General features: G+C 41.4%; 19 protein-coding genes and 1 tRNA gene. 10 read left to right on the top strand and 10 right to left on the bottom strand.

Going from position 1 to position 21,089, the window contains the following annotated elements; genetic code table 11:
- The first annotated feature begins 1 nt into the window (after nucleotide 1).
- Nucleotides 2–607, top strand: a complete 606-nt coding sequence (locus ACFSVN_RS02380; protein WP_390298049.1) for a riboflavin synthase — start codon at nucleotides 2–4, stop codon at nucleotides 605–607.
- 10 nt (nucleotides 608–617) lie between these two features.
- Here the strand turns inward: ACFSVN_RS02380 and ACFSVN_RS02375 are convergent, their stop codons facing one another.
- The 3 genes from ACFSVN_RS02375 to ACFSVN_RS02365 all read right to left on the bottom strand — a co-directional run bounded on the left by ACFSVN_RS02375 (nucleotide 618) and on the right by ACFSVN_RS02365 (nucleotide 4,682).
- Nucleotides 618–3,347: a putative LPS assembly protein LptD gene (locus tag ACFSVN_RS02375; protein WP_390298046.1), complete on the bottom strand. Its 2,730-nt coding sequence runs from the start codon at nucleotides 3,345–3,347 to the stop codon at nucleotides 618–620.
- A gap of 8 nt (nucleotides 3,348–3,355) precedes the next feature.
- Nucleotides 3,356–4,303, bottom strand: coding sequence for an ROK family protein (locus ACFSVN_RS02370; RefSeq protein WP_390298043.1), 948 nt, complete (start codon nucleotides 4,301–4,303; stop codon nucleotides 3,356–3,358).
- Between the two features lie 73 nt (nucleotides 4,304–4,376).
- Nucleotides 4,377–4,682, bottom strand: coding sequence for an FtsB family cell division protein (locus tag ACFSVN_RS02365; RefSeq protein ID WP_390298040.1), 306 nt, complete (start codon nucleotides 4,680–4,682; stop codon nucleotides 4,377–4,379).
- Nucleotides 4,683–4,760: 78 nt separating this feature from the next.
- On the opposite strand from ACFSVN_RS02365, the gene ACFSVN_RS02360 reads away from it, so the two are divergent.
- Nucleotides 4,761–6,692 carry a phospholipase D-like domain-containing protein gene (locus tag ACFSVN_RS02360; RefSeq protein WP_390298037.1) on the top strand — a complete coding sequence of 644 codons (1,932 nt, stop codon included), beginning with the start codon at nucleotides 4,761–4,763 and terminating at the stop codon, nucleotides 6,690–6,692.
- A gap of 88 nt (nucleotides 6,693–6,780) precedes the next feature.
- Here ACFSVN_RS02360 and ACFSVN_RS02355 read toward each other — a convergent pair.
- Nucleotides 6,781–6,853: transfer RNA gene (locus ACFSVN_RS02355), tRNA-Lys, on the bottom strand.
- Between the two features lie 60 nt (nucleotides 6,854–6,913).
- Nucleotides 6,914–7,399, bottom strand: coding sequence for a thioredoxin family protein (locus ACFSVN_RS02350; RefSeq protein ID WP_390298034.1), 486 nt, complete (start codon nucleotides 7,397–7,399; stop codon nucleotides 6,914–6,916).
- Nucleotides 7,400–7,476: 77 nt separating this feature from the next.
- On the opposite strand from ACFSVN_RS02350, the gene ACFSVN_RS02345 reads away from it, so the two are divergent.
- The 6 genes from ACFSVN_RS02345 to ACFSVN_RS02320 all read left to right on the top strand — a co-directional run bounded on the left by ACFSVN_RS02345 (nucleotide 7,477) and on the right by ACFSVN_RS02320 (nucleotide 13,429).
- Nucleotides 7,477–7,875, top strand: a complete 399-nt coding sequence (locus ACFSVN_RS02345) for an HIT family protein (RefSeq protein WP_390298032.1) — start codon at nucleotides 7,477–7,479, stop codon at nucleotides 7,873–7,875.
- Nucleotides 7,872–8,306 (top strand): type II 3-dehydroquinate dehydratase, encoded by a 435-nt coding sequence (locus tag ACFSVN_RS02340; RefSeq protein ID WP_390298029.1) that lies wholly within the window; start codon nucleotides 7,872–7,874, stop codon nucleotides 8,304–8,306. Before ACFSVN_RS02345 ends, ACFSVN_RS02340 begins: the two co-directional genes overlap by 4 nt.
- Nucleotides 8,307–8,337: 31 nt before the next feature.
- Complete coding sequence (locus ACFSVN_RS02335; RefSeq protein WP_390298026.1) at nucleotides 8,338–9,801, top strand: lipopolysaccharide biosynthesis protein; 1,464 nt, start codon at nucleotides 8,338–8,340, stop codon at nucleotides 9,799–9,801.
- Nucleotides 9,802–9,933: 132 nt separating this feature from the next.
- A complete protein-coding gene (locus ACFSVN_RS02330) occupies nucleotides 9,934–10,749 on the top strand; it encodes an NYN domain-containing protein (RefSeq protein ID WP_390298023.1) in 816 nt (271 codons plus the stop codon).
- 71 nt (nucleotides 10,750–10,820) lie between these two features.
- Nucleotides 10,821–11,387 (top strand): helix-turn-helix domain-containing protein, encoded by a 567-nt coding sequence (locus tag ACFSVN_RS02325; RefSeq protein ID WP_390298020.1) that lies wholly within the window; start codon nucleotides 10,821–10,823, stop codon nucleotides 11,385–11,387.
- 92 nt (nucleotides 11,388–11,479) lie between these two features.
- The gene (locus ACFSVN_RS02320) at nucleotides 11,480–13,429 is read left to right on the top strand and encodes a heavy metal translocating P-type ATPase (RefSeq protein ID WP_390298017.1); all 1,950 of its coding nucleotides are present in this window, start codon (nucleotides 11,480–11,482) and stop codon (nucleotides 13,427–13,429) included.
- Between the two features lie 11 nt (nucleotides 13,430–13,440).
- Here ACFSVN_RS02320 and ACFSVN_RS02315 read toward each other — a convergent pair whose 3' ends face one another.
- The 3 genes from ACFSVN_RS02315 to ACFSVN_RS02305 are packed head-to-tail and all read right to left on the bottom strand — an operon-like array spanning nucleotide 13,441 to nucleotide 15,273.
- Nucleotides 13,441–13,893, bottom strand: a complete 453-nt coding sequence (locus ACFSVN_RS02315; RefSeq protein ID WP_390298014.1) for a methyltransferase family protein — start codon at nucleotides 13,891–13,893, stop codon at nucleotides 13,441–13,443.
- A 37-nt stretch (nucleotides 13,894–13,930) separates the two neighbouring features.
- The gene (locus tag ACFSVN_RS02310) at nucleotides 13,931–14,692 is read right to left on the bottom strand and encodes a sulfite exporter TauE/SafE family protein (protein ID WP_390298012.1); all 762 of its coding nucleotides are present in this window, start codon (nucleotides 14,690–14,692) and stop codon (nucleotides 13,931–13,933) included.
- An 8-nt stretch (nucleotides 14,693–14,700) separates the two neighbouring features.
- The gene (locus tag ACFSVN_RS02305) at nucleotides 14,701–15,273 is read right to left on the bottom strand and encodes an AraC family transcriptional regulator (protein ID WP_390298009.1); all 573 of its coding nucleotides are present in this window, start codon (nucleotides 15,271–15,273) and stop codon (nucleotides 14,701–14,703) included.
- Nucleotides 15,274–15,554: 281 nt separating this feature from the next.
- Between ACFSVN_RS02305 and ACFSVN_RS02300 the strand changes: the two genes are divergently transcribed.
- Complete coding sequence (locus ACFSVN_RS02300) at nucleotides 15,555–18,647, top strand: WD40/YVTN/BNR-like repeat-containing protein (RefSeq protein WP_390298006.1); 3,093 nt, start codon at nucleotides 15,555–15,557, stop codon at nucleotides 18,645–18,647.
- Nucleotides 18,648–18,849: 202 nt separating this feature from the next.
- Here the strand turns inward: ACFSVN_RS02300 and ACFSVN_RS02295 are convergent, their stop codons facing one another.
- Nucleotides 18,850–19,206: a VOC family protein gene (locus ACFSVN_RS02295; protein WP_390298003.1), complete on the bottom strand. Its 357-nt coding sequence runs from the start codon at nucleotides 19,204–19,206 to the stop codon at nucleotides 18,850–18,852.
- 141 nt (nucleotides 19,207–19,347) lie between these two features.
- On the opposite strand from ACFSVN_RS02295, the gene ACFSVN_RS02290 reads away from it, so the two are divergent.
- Nucleotides 19,348–19,653, top strand: a complete 306-nt coding sequence (locus ACFSVN_RS02290) for a HigA family addiction module antitoxin (RefSeq protein WP_390298000.1) — start codon at nucleotides 19,348–19,350, stop codon at nucleotides 19,651–19,653.
- Nucleotides 19,654–19,729: 76 nt separating this feature from the next.
- Here ACFSVN_RS02290 and ACFSVN_RS02285 read toward each other — a convergent pair whose 3' ends face one another.
- On the bottom strand, nucleotides 19,730–20,845 hold the full coding sequence (locus ACFSVN_RS02285; protein WP_390297998.1) for a CynX/NimT family MFS transporter: 1,116 nt from the start codon (nucleotides 20,843–20,845) through the stop codon (nucleotides 19,730–19,732).
- Nucleotides 20,846–21,089: the final 244 nt, after the last annotated feature.

Raw genomic sequence — 21,089 nt, 5'->3', positions numbered from 1 at the left:
TATGTTTACAGGAATTGTACAGGAGATAGGAAAGGTAGCCGAGATCAGGTCACTGAATGGAGGAGGGCAAGAAATGAAGATCTTTTGTTCATTTGCTGACACTTGCCATGAAGATGAGAGCATCTCAATAAACGGAGCCTGCCATACTGTTACCGCATTTGATGAAGATACGTTTACGGTTCAAAGTGTAGAAGAGACCCTCCGAAAAACCTCGATCGGAGAACTTGAAAATGGAAGCCCTGTAAATCTTGAACGCTCTCTTACGCTGCAAACAGGAATTGAAGGACATCTTGTACAGGGCCATGTTGACACTACGGGTACTATCCAAAAAATAGTACAAGAAAAAACCGGATGGTTGCTCACCATAGAGTATCCTGATGAATTCACTAACATGATCGTAGGCAGAGGAAGTGTTACGGTGGAAGGTATTAGCCTCACCGTGGCAAGAGAATCCGGAAATCAATTTACCGTGGCCATCATCCCATACACATGGGCTCATACAAACCTTAAAGATAAAAAAGAGGGTGATCCTTTAAATTTGGAGTTTGATGTGATAGGGAAATATGTAGTTAAATACCTTTCTAAGATTGGTCGTGATTCTCTATAAGAATAGCATTTTAAAACCCACCATATCCACCTCTCCGGTTTCTCGCTCCGGATGGACTTGAGCTTCTCTCAAGATTCTTAAGTACAGGTAACTTCTGGAATAAACTCTGTATTTGGGCACTGTTTACACTTAAACGGAAGAAGTAATATTGGAATTCTCCAAATGGATTGATCTGAAATGAAAGATCCCAGCATTCTAAATTTCGGTTTAATGAAAACTGTGATGGAGTAAACTCTTTTCCAATAAAGTCATACCCTACATCCGTAGAAAATCTCCATTTTGGGGTCAGGTTGAAGGAGATATTTGAAGCCCTGAGTGTTGCCCTTTTAGAGGGATCTTCTCCGAAGCGAAAACTCCAACTATAGCTAAAATTTAGGGAGACGCTCCAGGGTGAATTAATTGGAGGAATAGGCTCATATCCGAATCTTGAATCTATTGGATGAAACCTCGACTGATCCAGTGGGTCGTACCTGCGACGATACTCCGGTGTATATACCCGAACTCCATTATTTCCACCCCTGAAGGATGTGCTTGCGTTAAGTGAGAAGGACCTAAGCTGTGCTAACTTCTTTCCATCTTCAATGAAAAACCGATCTATTTCTCTTCCTGTTGAATCGAACTGATAAAAGGAAAAATTGGCTGATGCTCTCAAATTCAATCCGGAAACCGCGCTTGAACTAATACTTGTGTTCAAATTACTCAAATTCAGGCTGTCAGCTGCAAAATTATAGGAAGAGCTAAGTGAAAGATTATCGATGAACCTAATATTCTTTTCGGTAACCTCCCCGGTGCTGTCCCGTTTTACCAGCTTTGTTTCAAATACATTTCTTAATGAGAAATTTAAGGACCGTTGCTCACCCCTGCCCGGCCCTTCAAAAACCTCGTCTTCAAAAATTGAATATTCCTGCGTATTGCCCTCTTCATCAGATTGTACCGTTTTGTAATACCCCCAAAATTCAGAACTGAAATCCGGACTGTAGCTGAAGCCTATCTGAGGGCGTACGGTATGCCGAATACCTTCCATATTACCGACCTTAATATTTGAGATTCCATAGAATGTAGTTCCCATACTAAGGTTCGTGCTGAATTCTCTTGCCGATTTAAATCCATATACTTTTTCCTCTTCAACCCGATTAGAATCTGCATTAAATGTTTTCAGTGTGGTTGAGGGATACCAGGTTTCCGTTGCATTAATACCCGCAGAAATATTTAAAAACTGACTGGGAATCAGCTGCCCCACTTGCAACCCGGCAACTTGTTGAAACCCGGCCTGTATGTAATCGTCATTTCCGGTTGCCTCCTCATATTTATCTCGATCAGTAAGTGCTTCGAAGAAGGATATTTCAGAGCTGTCTGCATCAATGGGATCAAAATCAAAACTGGACCTTAATGTATTGTTATAGCTTATACTGATAGATTCATACCATCTTGGGTCAGAAGTGCCTGAAGAACGGCCTTGAAATGGAGAGAATGTTCTTAACCTGAAATTTGCTGAAGGTCCACTGACACGTGTAGAGTAATTAGTAAAATTTTGAACAAGCTGTGCATTGGTACTGAAAGTGAACATGCTTTCCGGGTGTTTATAATTGTACGCCAGCTTTGAGTTGGAATTAGTTTGCGCACGCTCATCAATACTGTAAGAGTTTCGTGTATTGTAATCCGCTGTTCTTAGATTCACATTGGCCGTCAATGAAGCAAATGGTGAAATAGTTTGATTATGCGATACTGATATTGATTTCTGAATGGTTTCTGAGTATCCCGGATCTGTAGGTTCCATCCCACGGTCTTTCGAATATCCTATTCTAACTGAACCATTATAAAAATCTCTTTTCCGGTATTGAACCAATCCATTTAAATAGAATGATCCTGAAGTATAAATATCGCCATCAACCTGCCCTGTCAAGTAATCATTAAAATACTGAAACCAACCTACATTTTGCAGACCAAGTCCTCGTCCATTCTGATCCTGAAAGGCATAAGTAGGTGTTAAAAGTCCCGATCTTTTTCTCTCAATATCGGTAGGCACATATCCAAATGGAAAAATAATGGGGTAAGGAATATCCAGGATGTAAAGCTGGGCATTGCTGAAAAACAACTCGTCCTCATCTACTACTTTCATCTTCTTTGCTTTCAAATAATAGTACATGTATTCTGGCGGACAGGTTGAATAAATACCATCTTCTATGAAAACTTCGCTGTCGTTTATATTTTTTATTTTTGAACCGATCAGGTGTCCTTCAGATACTTGTACCTGAGCAGCTTCAAATTTTCCTTTTTCAGTCTTATAGTTGAATAATATTCGCGTACTTTTGATCTCATCTGTTTCCCTGATCAGCACGGGTCTGGAAAGGGTATCTTCAGGCGTTGTTGTGCGGGCCTCCACCGTAGTTTTGTCGATATCCATGTTAATTACCCCTGAACGTAATGCTCCTGATGTGTGCTTTACCTCAGAATTTCCATATAGAATAGCTTTTTTCCCTTCCCTGAAATCTATGACAAGAGAATCTGCCGATTGGAACTGCACTGCGTTTTCGGGAATCGAACCGCTCCTTGCACTACTGCGAGTCGTTTGGGGTTCTCCGGTTTGGGTAGTGTCAGCACCGATTATACCTTCCGGTACTGTTAAATCCTGGTTTATATCTGTGGAATCTCTCTGCTGTCCAAAAAGGGGAGCCGTCACCAGAAAAACGAGGCAAATACCTGTAACATATCTGCCTGTATTTTGGATAACGGAAAGCATAATCGTTGTTAGTTAGAAAAAGAATCAAAAGCCAAACCGGCAGCTCCCAGCAGTGCGCTGTCGTTACCAAGGTCTTCATACACTATCTCAAACCCTTTTTTGAACGGCTCCATCATATGTTTTCGTACTATTTGTTTTGCCGGTTCAAATAAAAAATCTCCGGCTTTAGAAACTCCCCCACTTAACACAAACTTCCGTATATCCATCATATGGACATAGTTTATAAGAGCATACCCAAGCCTTTGCCCGCTTTTGGCTAAGATCTCTATGGCTAACTCGTTTCCTTCTTTGGCCGCATTAGTAAGATCAACAGGCTCCAGTTTATCAAAATCGTTGGCAAACTTACTGTATAATGGGTTAGAAGGGTTTTGGGATATAAGGTCAGCTGCAAAACGACTTAAAAAGCGTTGACCTAAATAGGCCTCAACGGTACCACGAGTTACGCTATTGCTAAGCGGTCCGTGATAGTCTATGATCACATGACCAAGTTCTCCGGCCATACCTTCCGTTCCTTTAAATAGTTTTTTCTCGTAAATAATACCACCACCAACGCCGGTGCCAAGAGTGATCATAATAAAGCTGTCGAACTTCTGCCCAACCCCAAAATGCATAGAACCTAACGCTGCTATATTCGCATCATTTTCAATCTTGCAATCTATTCCCGTTCTTTTGCGAATCTCATCTGCAGCATTCACAGAGATCCAACCAGGTAAATTAGGCGGATTATTTACTGTTGTTTGATCTTTGGAAACCATTCCGGGCAGTCCCATTCCGATGCCAATGATGTCATGGGTCTCTACCAAACTTGAGATAGTTTCGGAGATCCTGTCAAGAAGATGTTCCTTTCCCAGATTTGCTTGGGTTGGAGTGGTTACCCGCTCAATGATTCCTTTATCTTTATCTACGACGGCAGCTTTTATGTTGGTTCCGCCAAGATCTACACCAATGACTTTCATTTAGTTTGGCTTAGAAGCTATTTTTACTTTTGGGGAAGATAATGGGCCTACCTGCTCGAACCAAACAGAAGTGCTACTCCTCACGCTTTACTTTGTACACGGTTTCGCCTGGTTTTCTCATACCATATTCTTCGCGGGCGATTTTTTCGAGAAGAGCAGGATCTTCATCTAATTGCTTGATCTTAGTTTTGAGTTCTTCAGATTCGACATTCAGATACTCAGCACGCTCCTTAAGCTCTTGTTTCTGGGTGTGAAGGTCCCAACGAGTCTTCAGGCTGTATGAATCTATAAATGCAAACCACACTACGATAAACGCGGCAAGTAAAGTGATCAGAAAAGACTTTTTCCACCGAAGTGGATTAAAAAATTGGAGGTTCATAAATAAGCCTGTAGATTTCTGTTATTGTTTTAAAATACATTAATTTGATTATTAAGTACAATCCGCTGTTCTTCTGATATGAAAGTAAGATCCGTTTCACATTTTTTCTTTTTACTCATCTTTTGGCTTGGCAGTTTTTCTGTTTTTGCCCAAACTGAAGAATGGATTGAAGTCTACTTTAATATGCCGGCTGATCATTCTGTAGCTACTCCCGGCAATGAGAGTAATAGTGAAGTAGATCTGATCGCCACCCTTGAAGGGATCATCGATTCCGCAAAAGTAAGCGTAGATGCTTGTTTATATGATTTCGAAGAGAAAAGAATTGCCTACGCACTTGTACGCGCTAAAGAACGAGGTGCAAGAGTAAGAGTTGTTACCGACGATCACAACCGAACCGATGGCGGTGAATACGATGAGGCTATTTGGCAGGTCCTGGCTGAAGGCGGCATTATTTCCATGGATGATGACGGTGATATCTATAACCCGGATGGGTCCATATCAGATAATGATCTCGTCAATTCGGGCTCACAAATGCATAATAAATTTGCCATCATTGACTATTTAAGTCCATCTCCGGATGATGATTATGTATGGACCGGATCTACCAACATGACCTACACCAGTAATTACAATACCAACCATACCATCATTATTAAAGACACTGAAATTGCTAAAGTTTATACTGAGGAATTTGAGCAGATGTGGGGAAGTAATAATGAAACACCCAATCCCGAAAATGCCGGATTCCACAAAGATAAAGTGAATGTCAGCCAAAACGTTTTTGATGTGGGAGGAACAAAAGTTGAGGTCTATTTTGCCCCCATAGACCGGGACCGAATAAAACCAAGCGTTAGTGACCGCCTTGTCAGGTTAATTGAGCAAGAAGCTCAACACGATATCAATTTCCAGGCATTTGCTATCACTCCGAGTATTCCCATCAGTGAGCAAATGTGGACACAAACAGCTGACGGACAAATATTGCTTCGGGGGGCGATAGATCGTCGCTTCTACAGTCGATACGAAAGTGCCGGTGAGATTTGGGGAAGCCCGGAAGCCCGATTGGGAAATCGTATGATTCTTCAGGCCAATGAACTGCGAACCCTTCATCATAAAATAATTTTGCTTGATATAGAACATCCCGATCCGGATGATATTGCTGTTACCGTTGCAGGTTCTTACAACTTTTCAATGAATGCAGAAATGAATAATGATGAGAACACTCTTATTTTTTATTCTGATGAAATTTCGAATCAATTCTATCAGGATTTTATGGGTGTAATGAGCCGGGCAAAAGAAGAGACTTTCCCACCAGCACCTGAGGTAGACGTAAATAAATGGTATGATATATTTTCTATATCTGATGGCAGTCGATTCGAAATTGATATTGCACCGGGTTTTGGATACAGTGTTCGCTTTCTTGGAGTAGATGTCCCCTCAATTTACGCCGGTGGTGATTCCGCCCGTTACTATTCAGGTGCAGCAGCAGAATATCTTCAGAATGTACTGGAGGGTCGAAAAGTTCGAATCAAGGGATATCATGGCGGAGTTCCTGATGCCCGATACAATGCATTTCAAGCCTATGTTGAGATGGAAACCGAAAATGGGCCCATAAGCCTAAATAAACTTTTACTCGAAAACGGGTATGGTACTACTTCTGTTTACTACCGTCAAAACCGGGATTCTATAGACGCTTTTAAAGAATATGAAGCAAAAGCCAGACAACAAGAACTTGGCTTATGGAAGAACTCTGATAAGATCGGAACAAAAGTACTTCGCGTAGAAGCGGTAGATTCCGGGAGCCCAACTAATGTAATGTATCCGATCAACATCAATACAGCGGATGAAGCCACTCTTCAGCTTTTACCTGGCATCGGACCTTCTTATGCACAACGGATCATAGAGTACCGAACCGAAAATGGGGGGTTCAAAAGCGTGGAAGAGATCACTAATATTCGAGGGATCGGGCCAAAGACTTTAGAAAAACTTCGGCCGATAGTTACTATAGATTAGTCAAATATAATTCCCATAAAAAAACCCCATCCGAGGTCAATCGTCTGGGGCTGGTCAAGAGAGATTCTAAAAATTTCTTAAAAAAGTGTGAATCGGGAGGGGCTCGAACCCTCGACCCACGGCTTAAAAGGCCGTTGCTCTACCAACTGAGCTACCGATTCTCAAATAGATTCCAAAGATAAGGCATTTATCAATTATAGTACAAGGGAAAAATCACTTTTTTAGTCACTTTTTCCCTGATGCCTTTTCACTATTTGAATCAAGTCGAACTCAATTGATCCTTGTGGCTTTTCTTCAATACGTCCTATTTCAAAACCGTCTTTTAAAACCACAACGGTGGGAATATATTCGATATCAAACTTATTTAAAAATGATTCCGGATAATTTTTTTGATCATCTACCCCAATATAAGTCGCCTCAATTAAATCACTATCAACCATTTTCAGTGTTTTCATAAGTCCGGGAATGTATTTTTTTGATTCCCGGCACCAATTTCCAAAGAAAATATAGAGCGAAAGCGAGTCTTCCTGAGAGCTTAAATATTCGATGGCTTCTTCCTCCGGATCATATCTATCCACATAAATACGAAAGATCCGGTCATGGTCTATAATCTCCTCAGCAGTAACCGGGCCTATCTGGTCTGCTGTAGATTGCGCTCTTGCAGGTATCATCATCAACCCAAATAGAATAAAGATGCTCAGAATCATGAGCCTTGCAGAGTTCATAAGGATTTCTCTTTTTTGGATGGTATCTTCACTCAAATTAACATCTTTCAATCAGAATTATGTCGAGCATTTTTACCAAGATCATAAGTGGTGAGATCCCTAGCTATAAGATCGCCGAAGATGAAAAGCATTACGCCTTTCTAGATATCAATCCTGCGGCGAAGGGACATACCTTGTGTATTCCCAAAAGAGAAGTCGATTACTTTTTTGATCTAAAACCAAATGAAATAGGCGAGCTTACCAAGTTTTCCCAGAAAGTTGCCCGGGCTATAGATAGATCGTTAAAACCTATTCGCACCGGCGTTATTGTTGAAGGCATGGAAGTGCCACATGCACATATTCACCTCATTCCGATCTATAAAGAAACACAAGCATTCAGCCTTGGGAAAAAAGTAGAAGTTACTGAAGACGGGATGAGGAAACTTGCTCAACAGATCCGACAAAAAGTTGAATTATGAACATACTGATCATTAACGGACCTAACCTAAATTTACTGGGTAAAAGAAACCCCGGCGTGTATGGAACCGGAAGCCTTGCTGAGCTGGAAGATTATTTAAAAACTGAGTTTCCCGGTCAAACCCTCGAATTTTATCAAAGCAATGTTGAAGGAGAGTTGATCAATAAAATCCAAGCTGCCTTATCCGATGGCACCGAAGCTCTTGTGATCAATCCCGGCGGATATTCCCATACTTCCGTAGCCCTTCGCGATGCCCTGGAACCTTTGGAGATTCCGAAAGTTGAAGTCCACATCTCTAACATTCATGGCAGAGAAGCATTCAGGGAAAAGTCGATCACAGGAAGCGTGATGAATGGCATCATCACCGGCTTGGGAAAATACAGTTATGTTTTGGCAATTCAAGCTATCGAAAAGCTCTCAGCTGATCACTGACCACTGCTTCTTTAAACACACCTAATTAACATTGACCAAGCTCAAAGAACTTTTTTCGGACACCCTTATCTACGGCATTAGCAGTGTGCTTGCCCGATTCATAGGGTACCTCCTGGTTCCGCTACATACCGGTGTTTTTGATGAGGATCAGTATGGGATCATAAGTTTGATCTTTGCTGCCATTGCCTTGTTTAACGTGCTTTTTACCATGGGCATGGAGTCCGCTTATATCCGTTATGGAAAAGACCGGGACGAAGCAAAAAGCCTGTTTAAAACACTCCAGCTTTTCTTATTGGGAAGCTCTGCGCTCTTTGTTATTGCAGTTTGGTTGGGACAACCCTTGATCTCCCCTATGATCGGTCTTGAGACTGGAGATCCCATATTGTGGATGATGCTCGGAATTCTATTTTTCGACACCTTGGCTATTGTTCCTTTTGCTGAGCTGAGGCTGGTCCGGAAATCGATCTCTTTTGCTGTTATTAAAACCGGAAACGTTCTTATTAATTTGGGACTCAATTTCTATCTCATTCTTTGGCTTGATTATGGCATCGAGGCCGTATTTATCAGCAATCTGGCCGCTTCATTACTTACCGCACTTGCAACCTGGATCGTCACCATCCCAATGTTTATGGGAGAATGGAATCGGGCACTGCTCACTAAAGCCCTCATCTTTGGGCTGCCTTTTGTGCCAGCCGGACTAGGACATGTCATCAACGAGTTGATAGATAGGTTTTTTCTTAAATCCATGGAACCTGAAACTGTTGAAGCTCTCTATGGTTCTGATTATTCAGCTGATGATATCGTAGGAATTTACAGTGCCTGTTACAAGTTGGCTGTATTTATGCTGCTATTGGTGCAAATGTTTCGCATGGCCTGGCAGCCATTTTTTATGCGGCAATCGGATGAGGAGTCTGCACCAAGAACTTTTTCACAAACTTTCTCGCTGTTCAATTTTGCAGCGGCCGCCATCTTTCTTTCCGTGGCCCTTTTTGCAGAGCAGATCGTTTCGATCAAAGTCCCCTTTCTTGATTTCTATTTAGTTGATGAGAAGTTCTGGAGTGGACTTGGCATTGTTCCCGTTTTATTGCTGGCGTATTGGTTTCAGGGATGGTATGTGAATTTCTCAGCAGGAATTTTTATCAGTGAAACCACCAAACGCCTTCCTCAGATCACCTTGATAGGCGCCGGCATAACCATTGTAGCCAACTTCATCATGATCCCGTTTCTTGGAATGATGGGTTCAGCTATTGCTACCTTGTCAAGTTATACAGTGATGGCTGCACTCATATATTACTACTCGAGAAATGCATTCCTTGTCCCTTATAAGTTAGTACCCGGGCTTGCTGTAATGTTAGTCGCAACAGCCTCTTACTACCTAAAGCCAACCCTCATTGGGTTTGGTTTCCCGGACCTTTTAACCTCCTTCTTATTATTATTTTCTGGATTGACAGTAACCGGACTGGTCACCTATCGAACTGTTCTACGCTTTAAATAGCCCCTTTCTAATAAGGGTTGATTCTAATCTTTTTTTTTCGCTTAATTTATTGGCGTACTTGGAGTTAAATCAGATAGTGGGTTATTTACCCCACAGCATATTATTAAATAAAGACCAGCACTGGATATTATTATGAAGACTAATGAACGAGTAGGAATTTTTGTAGACGCTGTTAACGTAACCATGAATGGCGGCTATGGACTCAGATATGATATTTTACGAATGTTTGCCTGCAGAGGTGGAGGGATAGCCTCTCGCCTTAACGTCTATTTATGTTATGATGCAGATCGACTAAAGGAAGATCATGAGTACCGTAAAAAGACACAGCGATTTTGTGAGGTACTTCGTGATTTTGAATATAAAGTGACGGAAAAACCCGTTCAAACCTATACCAATTACGAAACAGGTGAAAAGATCACAAAGTCTACCATTGATATGGATATGGCCGTTGACCTGCTGGTGCAGGGAGACCATCTGGACAAAGTAGTATTACTGAGCAGCAGTGGAAGCTACGTGAGTGTGGTAAATGCTCTCCAAAATAAAGGATGCCGAGTTGAACTGGTTGGTTTTGATAATGTCTCCTCCTCTCTAAAAAGAAGTGTGGACTCTTCTGTATCCGGATATCTGATTCCCGGACTTTTACCGATCGACTCTCCCTATGAATGGGGAAAAAATGGGTCTCGAGTTCGCGGTGTATGTTATGACTTCACTCAGGATGAAGGCTATGGATTTCTCCGGTTCCTCACCCGAAAGGAAGACTGCTTATGGATCACTGATTCAAGGGATCAAGAATCTCCTTACAAAACCGTTTTTGCACACATCTCACAATTCGAAGATGATTTTGATACCTCCTACCTACCTAGCCGGGAACTTATCTTTGAGTTCGATATCACCGAGAATGACAAAGGATTTGTCGCTGAAAATATTGTTTTGGTCAGTGCACCTTAATTTTATTAATTCCGGACCTATATTCTGATTGTTATTGGGAATGGTCTCCTTCCTTTGCTACTTTTCGAGGTATGAAACATCAACATTTCCATATAAAAAACATGGTATGCAGCCACTGTAGTGAAGTACTCCGGGAAAAACTGGACCAGGCCGGATTTCCTGTTAAAGAAATTGATTTAGGTGAAGTCACTCTCAAAAAGCCGATTGGGCTAAAACAGCAAAAAGAATTTACCGAACTTATTCGCCAGCATGGTTTTGATGTCATTAATGACCAAAATAGCCGCTTGGTTGAGCAAATTAAACAGCTTGTCATTCAGCTAGCCCGAACAGGTGAAAAACTTGAGAATCCGCTTTCTGATTATCTCTCTAAAAAGCTACATAAAGATTATCAGCAACTGAGCCGTTTATTTTCCGGGGTGGAAGGGAAATCCATTGAACGCTACTACATCCTCCAAAAAATTGAACGCGCCAAAGAATTAATCGTTTACGGCGAGCGAAGCCTCAGCGAGATTGCCTATGATCTTGGTTATAGCAGTCAGCAACACTTTTCCAGGCAGTTCAAAAAAGAAACAGGATTGTCTCCTTCCCATTTCAGCGAGATCAAGGAAAACCGACGCATTTCCATTGATGAGGTCTAACACAATCCTGCACAAGAATTACGCAATAGTGTAAGACTCTCTTTATCCCTCTTAATACTTTAGGTTTGCAAATTAAAACCTACTCCATCTACATGGAATTCGTTAAAAAGTATTACGAGGTCTTTTGGTCCGCCGTTTTTTTAATTGCGGCTTTGGCCGTTCAGCATTGGATCACTTTTCAGGGAAATGAGTATGTATTCTTGCTTTTTTACCTAATCTCTTACCTATTTGTAGGAGGGCCGGTATGGATAAAAGCGTTCAAATCTTTCCAAAAAGGAACCATTTTCAGTGAATTCCTGCTAATGGGCATTGCAACCGTTGGTGCTTTTATTCTTGGAGAATATGCCGAAGGTGTTGCTGTAATGTTGTTCTATATGATCGGAGAATATGCCCAGGGAAGTGCTGTACGAAAAGCCCGCCATTCCATTGAATCACTCATAAACCAGCAACCAGATGTTGCCCGGGTTGAACGAAACGGGGAGACAGAAGAAGTCCATCCTTCTGAAGTAGAAACCGGAGAGATCATTCAGGTAAAATCCGGGTCTAAAGTTCCGCTGGATGGAGAACTGCTTACAGATCGTGCTTCTTTTAATACTGCGGCTTTAACCGGAGAGTCGAAGCCTATGACTCGGATTGCCGGAGAAGAAGTCTGGGCCGGCTCTGTCAACGAGCTTGTCCCGGTGCGGATAAAAGTGACTAAGGGATATGAAGACTCCCGCCTTTCTGATATTTTGAATATGGTACAGGAAGCTTCACAGCGCAAAGCTCCTACCCAAAGGTTTATGACTCGTTTCGCCAAGGTGTACACACCCATCGTGGTCTGGCTGGCAGTAGCACTTACCTTCTTTCCATGGCTGTTTGTGGAACAGTATATATTTGAAGATTGGTTTTATCGTGCACTAATCTTCCTCGTGGTTTCATGTCCGTGTGGCTTAGTGATTTCAATTCCATTGGGATACTTCGGAGGGATCGGGGCGGCTTCACAAAATGGAATTCTCCTGAAAGGCTCCGATTATCTTGATCAACTTCGAAAAATGAAAACCTTGTTCCTCGATAAAACCGGTACCATGACTGAAGGTGTTTTTGAAGTACAAAAAATTCATCCTGCTAACGGTCATGAAACTTCAAATATATTAAAACTGGCCGCTTCATTAGAACAACACTCTTCACACCCTGTTGCAAAAGCCATTCTACAAAATACCAAGGGACAGGAAATACCGGAAGCCAGAAATATTCAGGAAATCCCGGGACGAGGGCTAAAAGGAACTATCGGGCAAGGGGAAATTCTGGTCGGCAATCGAAAACTATTGGAGGAGAACGAAGTTTCCGTTTCTGAAATCGGTAATGAAAAACCTTCTGCATGCGTATATGTGGCAAAGGATGGAATTCATATCGGAACCATTTTAATTTCCGATAGAATAAAAGCGGATGCTAAACAAGCCTTGGAGGAACTTAGGAATTTAGGGGTAAGAAAATTGATCATGCTCTCAGGTGATAATCAGGAAACCACGGATGCTATAGCCAAGAAACTGGGCATAGATCAAGCTTTTGGCGGATTACTACCTGACGGAAAATATGAAAAAGTTAAAGATGCTTTGGATTCAGATCATGTAGTTGGATTTGTAGGTGACGGGTTGAATGATGCTCCGGTGATCACTTTGGCAGACGTTGGAATTGCGATGGGAGGTATCGGTTCGGATGCTGCCATCGAAACCGCGGATGTGGTTATTCAAACTGATCAGCCTTCAAAAATTCCACAGGCTATTCATATTGCAAAATTTACCCATAAAGTAGTTTGGCAGAATATTGGCTTTGCCTTAGGGATCAAGGTCTTGGTGATGGCTCTTGCCACCGTTGGCCTGGCAACCATGTGGGAAGCTATTTTTGCTGATGTAGGTGTTGCCCTTATTGCGATTGCCAATGCAATAAGAGTTCAGAGAAAGTTTTCGAATGATCCATTCACATTCCGCTCTTTTTTTGAAACAGAAAAATCGAATACTTTAGCCAACAGTAAACCGGAAAGCTGTTGTGAGGTCTGTTAACAGGTTGCGCATTAAATCCACCGGCGAACTGCTTTTTTATATTCTAAAAACTCTTCCTCAAACTTCTGCTCCATTATTTCTTCTTCTGGCTTGATCTGAAATTTATTTATGTACCAAACATAAAAGATTAGAACTATTATACCCGCCGGTTCTCCAAATTTTATCATTCCACCCAAAAGTATTAGAAACATGGCAAGATACATTGGGTTTCTGCTGAATTTATATACTCCGGATGTTACCAGCATACGGGCTTTCTCTGGATGGTGTGGATCAACAGTTGTTGAATTGTTCCTAAACTGAATTACCCCTCCTAATCCAAAAAGAACACCAAAAGCCAATATTATCCTTAGTACCCATTGGTCTAGATCTATTACAAACCAATCGGTGATTTGGTTGTCTAAAGCCCACATCAAACCAATGCAGATCAAAAATACAAAAGCGGGAGGGATTTTGAGCTTTAGCATAGTTTTTGGTGTTTTGTTGCTTCCGTGTTATTCATTTCTATAAAATTCCCATCTTGGATATAATCATATACAGACCACTAAGCACCATAACGGCAAGCACATATTTTCGGAACGTTTTGTCGGTCATAGAACTGAGTAATTTTTTGCCGACCAGGTTTCCCGCCGTAGCTCCAAGTCCTAACACAATTCCCAAGATCCATAGATCTCCGTATAGCGCACCTAAAAAAGAATAAGTTCCGATCTGAACAACTCCCATAAAAAAAGAATTGGCTGTTTTGGTGGCTATCATTTCTTCTTTCAGAATTCCGGCATTCAGATAGAACGGATTTAGTACAGGCCCAAGTCCACCCACAATAGTAGAAATAGAAGCCACCCCAACGCCAAGAGGAAGCCAGTACCACTTCTTCATTTGAAACGTTCGCTCTTTTTTTCCAAACTGATATTGAAAAACCGTACTCACCAAAAAGACACCAATAATAACCTGAAACCAGCTCGCATCCACCCTGGTAAATAACCACCCGGCAAGTAACACGCCTGTTATAGCAGCAGGAGCGTACCATTTTAAAACATCCCACCTGATATCATCCCAGAAAATAATGAGTCGTGAAGGGCGCCCAATTAGATCTCCAAGATTAATGATGGGGGCTACAACCTTCGGCCCAAACATAAAATTTATGGCCGGAATCAAAAGCAGTGAACCACCACCTCCGGAAATCACAGATACAATATAAGCACCCATCCCTGCAACGAATACAGCTGCATACATCCACCAGGGTTCTGTGAATAGCGACTCTATCATGAATGTTTCTAAATTTTATCCAGGGATTTTCGCTCGGGATCTTGAAGCTTTTGGTATTCGCTCATACTCATTCCCGTTATTTCCTTGAACTGGCGGGAGAGGTGCTGCAAATTTTTATACCCAAGTTGATATGCAACCTCACTGAAGCTCAAATTTCCATATTCTACCAATTCCTTGGCCTTCTCTATCTTCAGGCGAATGAAATATTTTTCAATAGTTATCTCTTCCTTCCTTGAAAAAACCCGGGAGATCGTAGCGTAACTTTTGTTTAGATTTTTTGCCAGATGATCAGAAAGAGAAGTTTCATCGGATTCCAGCTCACCGGAATCCACCCATTGAATGAGAGTGGTCTTTACTTTTTCCACCACGATCAGTTCCTGATCCTTTATGACCCCAAAATTAAACCGCTCCAGCTCTTTCTCTATTTCATGCATGGTAGGTTTATCACCTTTACGGGTGACTTCCGCCTTTCCTAATTGTACATGGGTTACTTCCAATCCAAGGGCCGTTAAAGCGGTCTCTATAACCATCTCACAGCGATCACAAACCATGTTCTTTATATGCAGTGTCATTTTTTCCATAGTATTAAGGTAAACAGAAGTAGAAGAAACTACATTCAACTGAGATTTACGTTACAGGATTTATAGAAAGACTTATCTAATTTTGAATACTCATAATTGTTTTCAACCTCTTGAAGCTTAACGAATTAGTTTACAATTATGTAAAAAGTTTATACCGTTTTTTTTGTACTAAAAATAATCAGTACGTTCAAAACGGCAGATCTTCTCTTTGAACCGCCTAAACCTTGAACTTCAACTTCTTACCAATGAAAAAGCTTTCTCTTTTAGCACTAATTTTTTGTTTGGGAATATATTTTCCCTCAAATGCACAGGAAAAAATATCCAATTATCCCGTTGATGAAACACTCTATGAAACGTTAACATATCGTAATATTGGTCCTTTTCGTGGAGGCCGGTCAACTACGGTTACAGGTATCCAAGGAGATATCTATACTTATTATATGGGTACAACCGGAGGCGGTGTTTGGAAAACAACAGACGGTGGTACTACCTGGCATGTTATCTCTGATGGTTATTTTAATACGACAGGAATAGGTGACGTTACGGTAGCTCCTTCAGACAACAATATCATATACGTTGGAACAGGTGAGGGTCCCGTTCGTGGGGTTAAAACATCTCATGGTGATGGTGTTTATAAATCAACCGATGCCGGAGAAACATGGAGACATATTGGGCTAGAAGCTACTCGACATATTAGCCGGGTTTTTATCCACCCAAAAGATCCCGATGTAGTATACGTAGCTGCGCAAGGTAACCCTTGGGGACCAAATGAGGAACGAGGTATTTACTTAACCAAAGATGGCGGCGAAAACTGGGAGAAGGTTCTATATGTGAATGAAAATTCAGGTATTGCTGATCTAAGTGTAGATCCATCTAATCCTGACATTATGATGGCTACTTCCTGGGATTTTAATCGAAAGCCATGGTATGTTCAAAGCGGTGGGCCGGGCAGTAAAGTTTGGAAAACAACTGATGCCGGTAAAACCTGGAAAGAAATAACTAAAGGGCTCCCTGAACTGAAAGGGAAAATGGGAGTTTCTATATCACCTGCAAACCCAAAGATAGTTTATATGGCTATTGAAGCATTGGGCAAAGAAGGAGGGGTATATCGCTCAGATGATGGTGGTGAAAGCTTTGTGCAGACATCAAATGACCCAACAACTTATGCTCGCGCCTGGTACTATATGCATATTGTTGCAGATCCCTCAGATGAGGATGAACTATGGGTTTTAAATAGCTACGCAATGAAGTCTATCGATGGTGGCAAAACATTTTCCGGGAATAGGTTTACTCATGTTGATCATCACGATATGTGGATCAACCCGGAAAATAGCGAGAATATGATCAATGCCAATGATGGTGGTGGTGCCGTCACTTACAACGGTGGAGATACATGGTCATCAATCAGGAATCAGCCTACCGGACAGTTTTATCGTGCTATAACTGATAATCAATATCCATACCGTGTTTATTCCGGACAGCAAGATAATAGCTCTATCGTAATTGATAGTAGAACATCTGATGGTGGAATTGGTGAGATGCATTGGAATATTATCCGTGCCGGTGAATCCTCAACTGTTGGATTTGACGCTGACAACCCTCGATTTATTTATTCTACCTATTTTGCCAGTAACTTCATTGAGTGGGATAGCGAAATTGATAATGTTAGAATGGTTAGACCCTACCCTGAAAGAGTTAGTGGCGAGCAACCTAAGAATTTAAAATATAGAGCCAATTGGAATGGACCGGTGCTTGTTTCTCCTCACAACCCCTCTGTGATCTATTATGGTTCTCAGTATGTAATGAAATCAACTGATAGAGGAGTAAACTGGGATGTAATAAGTAAAGATCTCACTAGAAATAATAAAGACCATCAAGGTAAAGGCGGAGGCCCAATTTCTAATGAGCAAATTACTGCCGAAAGTTATAATAACCTTTTCAACATCGAAGAATCTCCGATTAAAGAAGGTGTTATTTGGGTGGGCTCTGATGACGGTTTAGTACATGTTTCTGAAAATGCAGGGGAAACATGGACAAATGTCACCCCAAAGGGTTTACCGGAAGCCATTATTAATGTAGTTGAGCCATCCCCCCATGATCCCGCTACTGCTTATATCGCTGTTGCTGGTTATAAAATGAATGATTTTACTCCATATATTTATAAAACCAATGACTACGGATCATCATGGGAAAAGATAGTAACTGGTATTCCTAATAATACATTTGCTCGCTCAGTAAGAGAAGATCCTGACAGAAAAGGATTACTTTATGCGGGTACTGAAACCGGGGTTTTTGTTTCTTTTAACGATGGGAGAAACTGGCAACCTCTTCAGAATAACCTTCCGGAAGTACCCATTACCGATCTTAGAGTTAAGCGAAAAGATTTAGTGGTATCTACCCAGGGACGTGCATTATGGATTTTAGATGATCTAACTCCATTACACCAGATTTCTGACAAGGTAGCAAATGCAGATTATTATCTATATAAGCCCCGTGACTTTAACACTGGAATCTCCATTTCATATAGCGTAGATGTAGCTCCTGGAGAGAATGCTCCCTCAGACTTACAAATTACATATGTGCTTAATAAAGAAGTTGGTAAAGATGTTCCGATGTCAATGGAAATAATAGATAGTAAAGGAAATATTGTTCATTCCGAAGCTACTAATGAGGCCCCAACACAATGTGATTCTATGAAAAGACCACAATTAGAAAGAAGTTCAGGTGCTCATGTTTACAATTGGAATATGCGAGTTGGTATGTTCGATTGTATTAAAGAGGTTACAACTACCAGCCGTAACTTGAGCGCATATGATGCCGCACCCGGTAAGTATAAGGTGAAATTGAGTATCGGTGATTTCAGTCAAACACAAGATTTTGAACTTAAAATTCATCCCAATATTCTTAGCAGCATTCCAAACGCTGCCGCCTCATTCGCTGAACGAGATAAGCTTTCTGCTTCTTTATTCGCAGCTGCAACCGAAATGTCTAAAGGTGTTCGCGACCTGCGTCAAGTGCAACGCCAAATTAATTTTGCTTTAGATGTTTCAGACAACAAAGAAGTAAAAGATAAAGGCGCTGCTTTAAACCAAACTATTGAAGATTGGATTGCAGAAATCTTACAAAAAGAGATGCGTACAGGACAACACAATTACCAATTTGAAGCAAGACTACTACTTAGATTTAAGGATTTCTTAACCCAAATGGGTAAAAATATTCCTGTTACAGCTGGCTCAAGAGATGTTACCAGAGATTACTTAAAAGAATGGTCCGACCTGAAAAAGGAACTTAATACTATAAAAAATCAATCGGTGAAAAATTATAGTGGCTTATTAGTAAGCAATGGATTGCCTGAAATCTATTGGCCTGAATAAGTTCACAATTTCTTGACTACAATTATTAAGGATTGGATCTCTTGAGGTCCGGTCCTTTTTTATTTCATAAATAAGCTGTTCTTGCTCCGGGCGAAAATAAATGGGAGGAATAACGGCAGTATTTATATCCAACATGTCATTTCATTCTCAGACCTTCCATGTTATTGGTTTCTTTTCGTAGAATTTAAATTATCAAATTCGATCAGTTTTTATCTGACCACACTGCAAATTCATTACCGCTTGGTTCAGTGAAGTGAAATCGACGCCCACCCGGAAAAGAGTAAGTCGTTTTGACGATCTTACCACCGGCTTCTTCTACTTTCTTTTGCGTAGCCTCCAGGTCTTTACTATAAAAAATAATAAGAGCACTTCCAGTTTCAGTAGTTCCTTTTTTGTTGGATTTAAAAAACCCGCCATTGATTCCTTCATCTGCAAAAGAGGTGTACTCAGGACCATAGTCTGTGAATCCCCACTCGAATACCTTGGTAAAGAATTTCTTGGTGGATCCCAGATCACTGGCCGGAAATTCTACATAGTCTATTTTTTCGTGTTCTTGCATAGGAGCCCCTTTTCTGAAAAAAGTAACTAACCACACCTTAAAGAACAATAGACATTAAACTAATAAATTAGCTACATTGTTATGTATAACGAGACAAGAGACACTATGATCAAATAATTATCCCTAATAAAATGAATACCCATGAGTACTGATAAAAAAGTTAAGCCGATTCATCCTGGAAAAATATTACTGGAAGAGTATTTAGAGCCCCTGAATATAAGCCAACGTGAATTTGCTCGCCGTATTTCAGTCTCACCCAATCGTGTAAATGAGATCGTTCGGGGGCGGCGTACTGTAACGGGAGACACAGCCCTGCGATTTTCCATTGCCCTCGGTACCAGTGCTGAGATGTGGCTTGGCTTACAAGCTCATTACGAACTCGGAAAGGCCCGCAAAGAAATGACAGATGAGGTCAGGGAAAGTATTGTAAAGCTTGAGGATCAGTGATAGCACCAGCAAGTCTTAAGTCATAGCTGCTAGCAGGGCAGCAGAATCAAAAATAAATATAAAGATGGTAGAGAAATCACGAATTTTCGTATATGACCCTGTCCTTAGCCGCGCCCAACCCGATTACTAGTTGCAAAACAGCAATGGCCAACATGCTGTAGATTGGAATATTCCAGCTATTGGTCAGGTCATGAATAAATCCAAAAAATACCGGGCCGAAGGCGGCTACAAAGTAACCGACGGATTGAGCCATCCCGGAAAGTCCGGTAGTTAGCTCAGCTGAATCAGCACGCAAGACCATGAATAGCAGCGCCAGGCTGAAGTTTCCACCCAAACCAAATCCCAAAATTCCGGCCCAGACAGAAACCATAAAGGTTTCCGTGATCAGGATTCCTGCAATACCTATAATTTCCATAGCGCCGGTAACTACTACAATTCTTCGCTGGTCTTTAAACCGACCGGCAACAACAGGAATGATCAGTGAACCAAGGATTCCGGTCCCTTGGGAAATTGATAAAACCAGACCTGCTTTTGTTTGGGTCATGCCTCTGTCGATCAATATCTCCGGAAGCCAGGCAAGAATAGCATAGAAGATGAGAGATTGTAATCCCATGAAGAGAGCAATCTGCCAGGCTATAGGAGAGGCACCTAGTTTTTTGATTGCTGAAATAATATGAATTGGGTTTTTAGGCTTTGTTCGGTTTCTGAGCTGTGGAATCCAGAACAACATTCCCAAAAATGCTAGAATTGCCCAACTTCCTAACGAGAATTGCCAGTTAGTGGTATGAGCCAAGGGAACACTTACGCCGGCCCCCAGCGTCGCCCCAACTCCCATCACCCCGGAATACATACTAGTCATTAATCCTGAACGCTCCGGGAAGTCCCGCTTGACTATGGAAGGCATTAGCACATTCATAATGGCGATCCCGATTCCAATAAAGAGAGTCCCCATGTATAAGGCCGGAATATTAGCAAAAGACCTGCCAACGGTGCCAACAGTTAAAATGAACAGTGCGGCTCCCAAGGTAACTTCCAAGCCAAATCGTTGTGTAAAATAAAGTGTGAAGCCGGACAAAGCAGCAAAGCAGATAAGAGGAAGCGTGGTGACCAACCCGACCATACTGTAGGAAAGGCCCAAAGCATTTTGTATAAATTCTGTAAGTGGCCCCACACTTGACAGCGGCGAACGCATTGACAAGGCAATGAAGACGATACCAAGAATCAGGATGTAGCGCTTTTTAGAATCGGGGCTAATGGAGAGGCCTCTTGCTTAAATTAATGGGTTATTCGAATGAAGTAGCAAAGCCAAATATACGGATGTGAGATTAATTATTTGAGAATCGAAAACTGAGTTCGAATCAGAGGATATATATGGGTAGAGCAGTGGGACAGGCCACCTGGGGCAAAAGGTCAATAACTTTTATTCAGCCGATTTA

Origin of the sequence: Gracilimonas halophila (genome assembly GCF_042684365.1) — a bacterium.
Classification (GTDB): Bacteria; Bacteroidota; Rhodothermia; order Balneolales; family Balneolaceae; genus Gracilimonas; species Gracilimonas halophila.
This window is presented reverse-complemented; position numbering and strand designations above follow the sequence as displayed.

What these genes read in the sequence shown, in the direction of transcription:
- ACFSVN_RS02340 (WP_390298029.1), top strand. Translation starts at nt 7,872, where the DNA reads ATGAACATACTGATCATTAACGGACCTAACCTAAATTTACTGGGTAAA.
- ACFSVN_RS02295 (WP_390298003.1), bottom strand. Translation starts at nt 19,206, where the DNA reads ATGCAAGAACACGAAAAAATAGACTATGTAGAATTTCCGGCCAGTGAT.
- ACFSVN_RS02290 (WP_390298000.1), top strand. Translation starts at nt 19,348, where the DNA reads ATGAGTACTGATAAAAAAGTTAAGCCGATTCATCCTGGAAAAATATTA.
- ACFSVN_RS02305 (WP_390298009.1), bottom strand. Translation starts at nt 15,273, where the DNA reads ATGGAAAAAATGACACTGCATATAAAGAACATGGTTTGTGATCGCTGT.
- ACFSVN_RS02285 (WP_390297998.1), bottom strand. Translation starts at nt 20,845, where the DNA reads ATGCGTTCGCCGCTGTCAAGTGTGGGGCCACTTACAGAATTTATACAA.
- ACFSVN_RS02350 (WP_390298034.1), bottom strand. Translation starts at nt 7,399, where the DNA reads ATGATTCTGAGCATCTTTATTCTATTTGGGTTGATGATGATACCTGCA.
- ACFSVN_RS02330 (WP_390298023.1), top strand. Translation starts at nt 9,934, where the DNA reads ATGAAGACTAATGAACGAGTAGGAATTTTTGTAGACGCTGTTAACGTA.
- ACFSVN_RS02315 (WP_390298014.1), bottom strand. Translation starts at nt 13,893, where the DNA reads ATGCTAAAGCTCAAAATCCCTCCCGCTTTTGTATTTTTGATCTGCATT.
- ACFSVN_RS02345 (WP_390298032.1), top strand. Translation starts at nt 7,477, where the DNA reads ATGTCGAGCATTTTTACCAAGATCATAAGTGGTGAGATCCCTAGCTAT.
- ACFSVN_RS02380 (WP_390298049.1), top strand. Translation starts at nt 2, where the DNA reads ATGTTTACAGGAATTGTACAGGAGATAGGAAAGGTAGCCGAGATCAGG.
- ACFSVN_RS02360 (WP_390298037.1), top strand. Translation starts at nt 4,761, where the DNA reads ATGAAAGTAAGATCCGTTTCACATTTTTTCTTTTTACTCATCTTTTGG.
- ACFSVN_RS02320 (WP_390298017.1), top strand. Translation starts at nt 11,480, where the DNA reads ATGGAATTCGTTAAAAAGTATTACGAGGTCTTTTGGTCCGCCGTTTTT.
- ACFSVN_RS02370 (WP_390298043.1), bottom strand. Translation starts at nt 4,303, where the DNA reads ATGAAAGTCATTGGTGTAGATCTTGGCGGAACCAACATAAAAGCTGCC.
- ACFSVN_RS02375 (WP_390298046.1), bottom strand. Translation starts at nt 3,347, where the DNA reads ATGCTTTCCGTTATCCAAAATACAGGCAGATATGTTACAGGTATTTGC.
- ACFSVN_RS02365 (WP_390298040.1), bottom strand. Translation starts at nt 4,682, where the DNA reads ATGAACCTCCAATTTTTTAATCCACTTCGGTGGAAAAAGTCTTTTCTG.
- ACFSVN_RS02325 (WP_390298020.1), top strand. Translation starts at nt 10,821, where the DNA reads ATGAAACATCAACATTTCCATATAAAAAACATGGTATGCAGCCACTGT.
- ACFSVN_RS02310 (WP_390298012.1), bottom strand. Translation starts at nt 14,692, where the DNA reads ATGATAGAGTCGCTATTCACAGAACCCTGGTGGATGTATGCAGCTGTA.